The organism is Streptomyces sp. NH27 (assembly GCF_056859195.1).
Map to the genome: position 1 here is coordinate 1 of NZ_JACEGK010000458.1, position 6,515 is coordinate 6,515.

9 protein-coding genes are annotated in these 6,515 nt (G+C 70.9%); 6 read left to right on the forward strand and 3 right to left on the reverse strand.

Annotated elements, in window-relative coordinates:
• The first annotated feature begins 126 nt into the window (after positions 1 to 126).
• Both AC13HU_RS29100 and AC13HU_RS29105 read left to right on the forward strand, forming a co-directional pair.
• Positions 127 to 912, forward strand: a complete 786-nt coding sequence (locus AC13HU_RS29100) for an SDR family oxidoreductase (RefSeq protein WP_483044948.1) — start codon at positions 127 to 129, stop codon at positions 910 to 912.
• A gap of 56 nt (positions 913 to 968) precedes the next feature.
• Entirely contained in the window at positions 969 to 1,790 is an 822-nt protein-coding gene (locus AC13HU_RS29105; RefSeq protein WP_483044949.1) for a class I SAM-dependent methyltransferase, read from the forward strand.
• Between the two features lie 99 nt (positions 1,791 to 1,889).
• Here the strand turns inward: AC13HU_RS29105 and AC13HU_RS29110 are convergent, their stop codons facing one another.
• Positions 1,890 to 2,429: a GNAT family N-acetyltransferase gene (locus AC13HU_RS29110; protein ID WP_483044956.1), complete on the reverse strand. Its 540-nt coding sequence runs from the start codon at positions 2,427 to 2,429 to the stop codon at positions 1,890 to 1,892.
• Positions 2,430 to 2,596: 167 nt separating this feature from the next.
• On the opposite strand from AC13HU_RS29110, the gene AC13HU_RS29115 reads away from it, so the two are divergent.
• The 3 genes from AC13HU_RS29115 (at position 2,597) to AC13HU_RS29125 (ending at position 4,239) form a co-directional block, all read left to right on the forward strand.
• Positions 2,597 to 3,346 carry an SIR2 family NAD-dependent protein deacylase gene (locus AC13HU_RS29115; protein ID WP_483044950.1) on the forward strand — a complete coding sequence of 250 codons (750 nt, stop codon included), beginning with the start codon at positions 2,597 to 2,599 and terminating at the stop codon, positions 3,344 to 3,346.
• Positions 3,347 to 3,571: 225 nt separating this feature from the next.
• Positions 3,572 to 3,760, forward strand: coding sequence for a hypothetical protein (locus AC13HU_RS29120; RefSeq protein WP_483044951.1), 189 nt, complete (start codon positions 3,572 to 3,574; stop codon positions 3,758 to 3,760).
• Between the two features lie 32 nt (positions 3,761 to 3,792).
• On the forward strand, positions 3,793 to 4,239 hold the full coding sequence (locus tag AC13HU_RS29125) for a GNAT family N-acetyltransferase (protein ID WP_483044952.1): 447 nt from the start codon (positions 3,793 to 3,795) through the stop codon (positions 4,237 to 4,239).
• Here the strand turns inward: AC13HU_RS29125 and AC13HU_RS29130 are convergent.
• A complete protein-coding gene (locus AC13HU_RS29130) occupies positions 4,232 to 4,927 on the reverse strand; it encodes a TetR/AcrR family transcriptional regulator (RefSeq protein ID WP_483044953.1) in 696 nt (231 codons plus the stop codon). The genes AC13HU_RS29125 and AC13HU_RS29130 overlap by 8 nt on opposite strands.
• Positions 4,928 to 4,992: 65 nt before the next feature.
• Here AC13HU_RS29130 and AC13HU_RS29135 point away from each other — a divergent pair, with 65 nt between their 5' ends.
• Positions 4,993 to 5,619: a class I SAM-dependent methyltransferase gene (locus AC13HU_RS29135; RefSeq protein WP_483044954.1), complete on the forward strand. Its 627-nt coding sequence runs from the start codon at positions 4,993 to 4,995 to the stop codon at positions 5,617 to 5,619.
• 126 nt (positions 5,620 to 5,745) lie between these two features.
• On the opposite strand, the gene AC13HU_RS29140 is transcribed toward AC13HU_RS29135, so the two are convergent.
• Positions 5,746 to 6,441, reverse strand: coding sequence for a haloacid dehalogenase type II (locus AC13HU_RS29140; protein WP_483044955.1), 696 nt, complete (start codon positions 6,439 to 6,441; stop codon positions 5,746 to 5,748).
• Between the last annotated feature and the right edge of the window lie 74 nt (positions 6,442 to 6,515).

A 6,515-nucleotide genomic window follows, 5' to 3' on the forward strand; every position in this document is an offset into this window, starting at 1 on the left:
GGTACCCGACACGCCCCGGCCGCGGGCCGATACGGCCGAGCTGAACTGCGAGGATACCCGTACGGTATCGCCGCCCACCCACATGGTCCTGGCGCCCCCGCCCGGGTGCGGAGCACGCTTGGAGACATGAGTGGAAACACGAACGGAAGCACCAACGGAAGCACGAGCGGACACGTGCGCGAACCCGACAACGGCCGGACCATCGCACTGGTCACCGGTGCGAACAAGGGCATCGGATACGAGATCGCGGTCGGCCTCGGCGCCCTCGGCTGGAGCGTCGGCGTCGGCGCCCGCAGCGACGAACGCCGGGAAGCCGCCGTACAGAAGCTGCGGGAGGACGGCGTGGACGCGTTCGGCGTCCCGCTCGACGTGACCGACGACGAGAGCGTGGCCGCCGCCGCCCGCCTGATCGAGGAGCGCGCCGGCCGGCTCGACGTCCTCGTCAACAACGCCGGCGTGACCGGCGCCGCGCCGCAGGCGCCCACCGCCGTCGCCCTCGACACCGTACGGACGGCCGTGGAGACCAACGTCATCGGCGTCATCCGCGTCACCAACGCGCTGCTGCCGCTGCTGCGCCGCTCGGCGTCGCCGCGGATCGTGAACATGTCCAGCAGCGTCGGTTCTCTCACCCTCCAGACCACGCCCGGCGCCGAGACGGGCCCGATCTCCGCGGCGTACTCGGCGTCGAAGACGTTCCTCAACGCCGTCACCATCCAGTACGCCAAGGAACTGGCGGACACGAACATCCTGATCAACGCGGGCTGCCCGGGCTACTGCGCGACCGACCTCAACGGCTTCCGCGGGGTCCGCACCCCCGAGCAGGGTGCCGTGGTCGCGATCCGGCTCGCGTCGCTGCCCGACGACGGTCCGACCGGTGCGTTCTACGACGACGGCGGCGTGGTGCCCTGGTAGCAGGGTGCCGCGAAACGGGCGGGCGCGGGCGCGCGGCCCGTGCCAGGATGCTCCGCATGTCTGGTCGCGCGCTGAGCTTCGGAGCGATGGCGGAAGCGTACGAACGGTTCCGGCCGGGGTACCCCGTCGAGCTGCTCGACACGGTGACGGCGTACGCGGGGCGCCCGTTGCGCACCGCCCTCGAAATCGGCGCCGGGACCGGCAAGGCCACCCGCCTGTTCGCGCGACTCGGCATCGCGGTCACCGCGACCGAGCCCGACGGCGCCATGCTCGCGGAGCTGCGCAAGCACGTGCCGGCACAAGTCTGTGCGGTGCAGGCCGCGTTCGAAGACCTACGACCGGGTGCGGGTGCGGGCGGCGAGAGCGGCGGCGCGGGCGGCGGGACGTACGGCCTGGTCTACGCGGCCGCGGCCCTGCACTGGACGAACCCGGACGGCCGTTGGCCCCGCGTGGCCGCGCTGCTCGAACCGGGCGGCGTGTTCGCCTCCTTCGGCGGGCCGGTCGAACTGGCCGACCCCGCCGTGCGGGAGGCGGTCCGCGCCGCCCGCGCACCGTTCCTCGAGAGCGACGACATCCCGTCGCCGGACGGCACGCCCCCGGACCACGCCATGCAGTGGCCGGGTACGGAACTGCAACGGTCCGAGTGCTTCGCCGACGTCCAACAGCGCCTGGTAGCAAGGCAGTTGACGATGACCGCCGGCGAGTACGTCGGTCACCTCTCGACGATCTCGGCCTACCTGATGCTGCCCGCCCCGGAACGGGACCAGGTGTTCCGCGCGATCGCCCGGGTCCTCCCCGAGACGGTCGAGATCGCCGCCGACATCCACGTCCACCTCGCCCGCCGCCGCCCCGACCCGGGGAACCGGCAACGGAGTTGAGTTCCGAGCCGTAGGCGGTACCTGCTGCCCGGTGACACGATCCCCTGGATCGACCTCCGCCTCACCTGACACCGGCAACGGGTTGTCCTGCTCATGAACTCAAGCGGACGGCGTGACCGGTGACCGCAGGCCGAGCCACTGCTCGGCGTCCCAGGCATGGAACCGCTCCACCTCGGTGAACCCCAGCTTTGCCGCGAGGCGCATCGAGCCGAGGTTGGCGGTCCGGGTGGCGAGCACCACCGGCTCGCCGGGCAGGACGCCGTCGAACCAGTCGAGCGCCGCCGCGCACGCCTCGGCGGCGTACCCGAATCCCCACGCCCGCGGCAGGAACAGATAGCCGAGATCGGCCTTGCCCGCGGCAGCCGGGCGATGCCGCTCCGATGCTCTCCTGAGCAGGATCTGGCCGATCATCGCCCCGTCGAGCTCGACGACGAAGCTCCCCGGCCACTGCTCGGGCACCTCGGGCATCTCGCGCTCAAGCTCGTCACGCGACCGGGGGCCGCCGAGATAGGTGTGCACTTCTGGCGACGCCAGCAGTTCGATGAACGCCCCACGGTCCCGGGCCGCGGACGCACGGAGTACGAGCCTCCCGGTCCGGATCGTTTCAGGCGGCCATGCGACGGGTCCGAGCTCAGACATGCCGACCAGCCAATCAGCCGACCCGGCAGCGATCAAGACGCGCAGACCGATCAACCCACAACCCAGGCCCAGGGCAATGGCCTTGGTCTGTCGCGCCCCCAGCAGAACTGGGACGACGGTGCAAAATCCGGTGCCGTGAGACTTCACCAGGGACCTAGAGTGATCGTATGACTGATGTCGTGGTCGCTGACCATAAACCTTGGCTCGCAGTCCTCACGGGGGCCGGTATCTCCGCCCCATCGGGGCTGCCCGTCTACCGGGGCGGCAACGGCATGTGGGACCGCAACCCGGACGCCGCGAAGCTCAGCACCGCGTCTCGCTGGCACGGCAAAGCCCAACAGGCATGGGATCACTGGAACGAACTACGTCACGCCTCGTCCCTCGCGCAACCCAACCCTGCACACGAGGCGTTGGTCGCCGCCGAATCCCACTTCCACGTGCACATTGCCACCCAGAACATTGACGGGCTCCACACCCGGGCGGGATCCACGCACGTCGCCGAACTCCACGGCAGCGTGTTCCGCACCCGCTGCTCGGGGAAGGCATGCCACTCCCGCCACGGTGCCTGGTTCGACCAGGACCTCCACGAAACGGTGCCCACCTGCCCGCACTGCGGGCGCATCGCCCGCGCCGACGTCGTCCTGTTCGGAGAGCAACTCCCGGCCAAGAAGATCCGCGCCTCGATTGACGCCGCCCGTCATGCCGACGTGTGGATCGCCATCGGCACTTCCGGGACAGTGTTCCCCGCCGCCGGGCTCATCGACTACTGCCGTCCCGGTGCGGTCCGAGCACTCGTCAACGCCCAACCATGGACCGACAAGACTTCGATGTTCGAGCGGGAAGTGCTCGGCGACGCCGCCACCGTTCTGGGCGATGTACTCCGTGAACTGCACGCTGCCGCCGTCGGAACCGAATAGCCACAGCGAAGATCAGAGCGACGTCCAGCGGTACAACTGCTCGTCGTTCATGCGAGCTTCTACGGCGAATCGCACCAGCAGTTCGACTGTGGCCAGCAATTCATCCGGCTCGGCCGGCCCGTGCCTGCGCGGTCGTCCCGGGAGCCCGGCGCATCGACGAACTCGCCGAGTTCGATGCCAACGGCCTTGATGCCCGACGTCGCGCCAAGGTCGTAGTCGCCACGGGTGGTTGGGCGGGAGTACGTCGGTCACCTCTCGACGATCTCGGCCTACCTGATGCTGCCCGCCCCGGAACGGGACCAGGTGTTCCGCGCGATCGCCCGGGTCCTCCCCGAGACGGTCGAGATCGCCGCCGACATCCACGTCCACCTCGCCCGCCGCCGCCCCGACCCCGCGGCGCCGAAACCGAGTTGAGGTCCGGCGCCCTCCTCGGGCATCCTGTGCTGATGTCCGACCTCCGCCTGCGCATCCAACAGCCCGCCGACGAGGCCGCGTTCCGCGACTGGCAGCACGTCCACAACGCGATCATCCCGACGCACGTCCTGTCCCTGGACGACGTACGGGACCGGTCCCGGCGCCACCACATCGAAGTCGCCTACCTCGACGACGTGTTGGTGGGATGCAGCACGGTGCGCCCGCCGGCGGACGACACCCGGACCGCCACCGTGATCGCGCGCGTACTGGCTCCGCACCGCCGCCGCGGGTTCGGTGCTCAGCTCTACGCGCGAGGGCTCGACCGCGCACGCGAGCTTGGAGCCGAGGTGGTCGAGACCGTCGTGCTGTCCTCCAACGAGGACGGACTGCGCTTCGCCTCGCGGCACGGCTTCGCCGAGATCGAGAGGTACCTGCTGCCCGGCGACACGGTTCCCTGGATCGACCTCCGCCTCAGCTGACGCCGGCCCGTCCGCGGCCGGTGGAGAGCGGGGCGTCGGTGCAGAGCTGGGCGATGAGGGTGGTGGCGGCCCACTCCTCCCACGCCTCGGGGGACCAGCCCCGGTCGCGGACGAAGATCAGGTACAGCTCCGGGCTGAGCAGTCCGTAGAGCAGGTCGGCGGCGCGGTCGGCATCGACGTCGGGGCAGGCGTCGGGCTTGGCGGTCAGCGCCTTCGCCGCGGCGTGCTGGACGGTGTAGCGGGGGTCGGGACCGGCCGCCGGCCACTGCGCGGCGATCTCCTGGTCTGTGGCCGCCGCGGCCGCGATCACCGGCATGATCGGGGCGACGCGGCCGAGGATGTCGCCTACTCCCTTTACATGGGAGCGCAGTTGACCGGACGCGGTGGGCTCGGCGCACGCGGCGCGGAACCACTCGCGGTCCATCGTGGCGACCGGCTCGGCGTCGCCCGCGATGGTCGTGTCGACGACGTCCTTGAACAGCCCGCGCTTGGTGCGGAAGACGAAGTACACGGTCTGGACGGCCACACCCGCGCGATCCGCCACCTCCTGCAGGCTCGTCACGCCGTACCCCTGCGCGACGAACAGGTCCCGCGCCGCCGCGACGATCTTCTCGCGGGTGCGCCGCGAGCGCTCGGCCCGCTTGTCGGGGCGCTTGACGCCTCCGCCGGTTCCCTTGACTTCATCCATGACGGGAGTCTATCTCTAGAGTCAGTCACTAGAGATGAACTCTAGTTTCCTGGAGGGGTGTGGCGATGGGCGAGACACGAACGGCCGCGGAACTCGATCAAGAGGCCGCGGTGCGCGGCTACATGGAGGACTTCTACCGGGACGGCAAGCCGCCGTGGGACAGCGGGATCACCCCGCCCGAACTGGTGGCCCTGGTCGAAGGCCCCGACGCACTGGCGCCGGGCCGGGCTCTCGAACTCGGCTGCGGCACCGGGACCAACGCGGTGTACCTGGCCAGGCACGGCTGGCAGGTGGCGGCCGTCGACCTGGTCGACCGCGCGGTCCGGCAGGCGAGGGAGAAGGCCGCGGCGGCCGGAGTGGACATCCCCGTGCTGTGCGCCGACGCCACCCGGCTCGACGAGGTGGGCCTGCCCGGCCCGTACGACCTGTTCTTCGACCTGAGTTGCTACTGCGGGATTCCCCCGCACCGCCGCGACGCCTACGCGGCCGGCCTCACGCGGCGGGCGGCCCCCGGCGCGCACCTGCTGATGTTCGGCTACGGGCCCGGGGCCTTCGACGACCTGGTGTCCGGCGTCACCGCCGACGAACTCACCGCCAGGTTCACCGGGTGGCGGCTGGTCGACGTGACACCTGGCACCAATCCCGTCCCGACGTTCTGGTTCACGCTGCACCGCACCGCCGCCACGGCGTGAGCCCTGGCTGAAGACCGCCGGCGGCCGGACATCCAGGACACCCGGCCGCCGCATTCCAACTGCCGACCTTGGCCAGGGCCAGGGTGGCGATGCCCTGGATCGAGCTCCGCCTCACCTGGGGCCCGATCAGCCGACGGGCAGACCGAGTTGGTCGGCCAGGTCGTCAAGTCCCTTGGCGTGCAGGTCGAACCGGTCCGACGGCGCCGGCGGGTCCCCGACGGGTCGGGCCACGTACGCGGTGCGCAGCCCGAGACGCTGGGCTCCGCGCAGGTCCCAGGCGTGGGCGGCGACCATCAGCAGCCGCTCCGGCGGCACTCCGGCCACGGTGACCGCGAGTTCGTAGACGGCCGGGGTCGGCTTGTACGTGCGCGCGTCCTCGGCCGAGAGCGCTTGGTGCCATCGCAGGCCCGCGTGGGCGTTGAGTCCCAGCAGCGCCGTCCGGCCGGCGTTGGAGAGCCCGATCAACGGGAAGTGTTCGGCGAGGCGGGCGAGACCGGCCACGGTGTCGGGCCAGGCCGGCAGGCGCCGGCCCGCGAGCGCCAGCGCCTCGACTGCGGCGGGATCGCCGAACCCCGCCGCGTCGGCGACGAGTTGAGCGGCCTCGCGGTCCAGAACGTCGCTGGCGGCGTAGGGCCGACTCCCGTCCAGGATGCGTTGCTGGGCAGCCTCGATGTGGCGCTGCCACACCTGCAACAGCTCCTCGATCGCGGGATCGGCGAGCGACGGAGCGAGGCCACGGATACCGGCGCGGATACCGGCGGGTTCGTCGACGAGTGTGCCGAGCACATCGAACACCAGGGCGTCGATCTCAAGGGCGGGCATGTGCGAGGTCTCCCGAGCAGATTGGGGTCAGAGGGTGGGGAATTCGTTCGCCTGGACGGCGGTGAGGAAGGCGG

Bases quoted from the DNA above. Each gene is read 5' to 3' on its own strand.
- AC13HU_RS29125 (WP_483044952.1), top strand. From the start codon at position 3,793: ATGTCCGACCTCCGCCTGCGCATCCAACAGCCCGCCGACGAGGCCGCG.
- AC13HU_RS29100 (WP_483044948.1), top strand. From the start codon at position 127: ATGAGTGGAAACACGAACGGAAGCACCAACGGAAGCACGAGCGGACAC.
- AC13HU_RS29135 (WP_483044954.1), top strand. From the start codon at position 4,993: ATGGGCGAGACACGAACGGCCGCGGAACTCGATCAAGAGGCCGCGGTG.
- AC13HU_RS29105 (WP_483044949.1), top strand. From the start codon at position 969: ATGTCTGGTCGCGCGCTGAGCTTCGGAGCGATGGCGGAAGCGTACGAA.
- AC13HU_RS29115 (WP_483044950.1), top strand. From the start codon at position 2,597: ATGACTGATGTCGTGGTCGCTGACCATAAACCTTGGCTCGCAGTCCTC.
- AC13HU_RS29140 (WP_483044955.1), bottom strand. From the start codon at position 6,441: ATGCCCGCCCTTGAGATCGACGCCCTGGTGTTCGATGTGCTCGGCACA.
- AC13HU_RS29130 (WP_483044953.1), bottom strand. From the start codon at position 4,927: ATGGATGAAGTCAAGGGAACCGGCGGAGGCGTCAAGCGCCCCGACAAG.
- AC13HU_RS29110 (WP_483044956.1), bottom strand. From the start codon at position 2,429: ATGTCTGAGCTCGGACCCGTCGCATGGCCGCCTGAAACGATCCGGACC.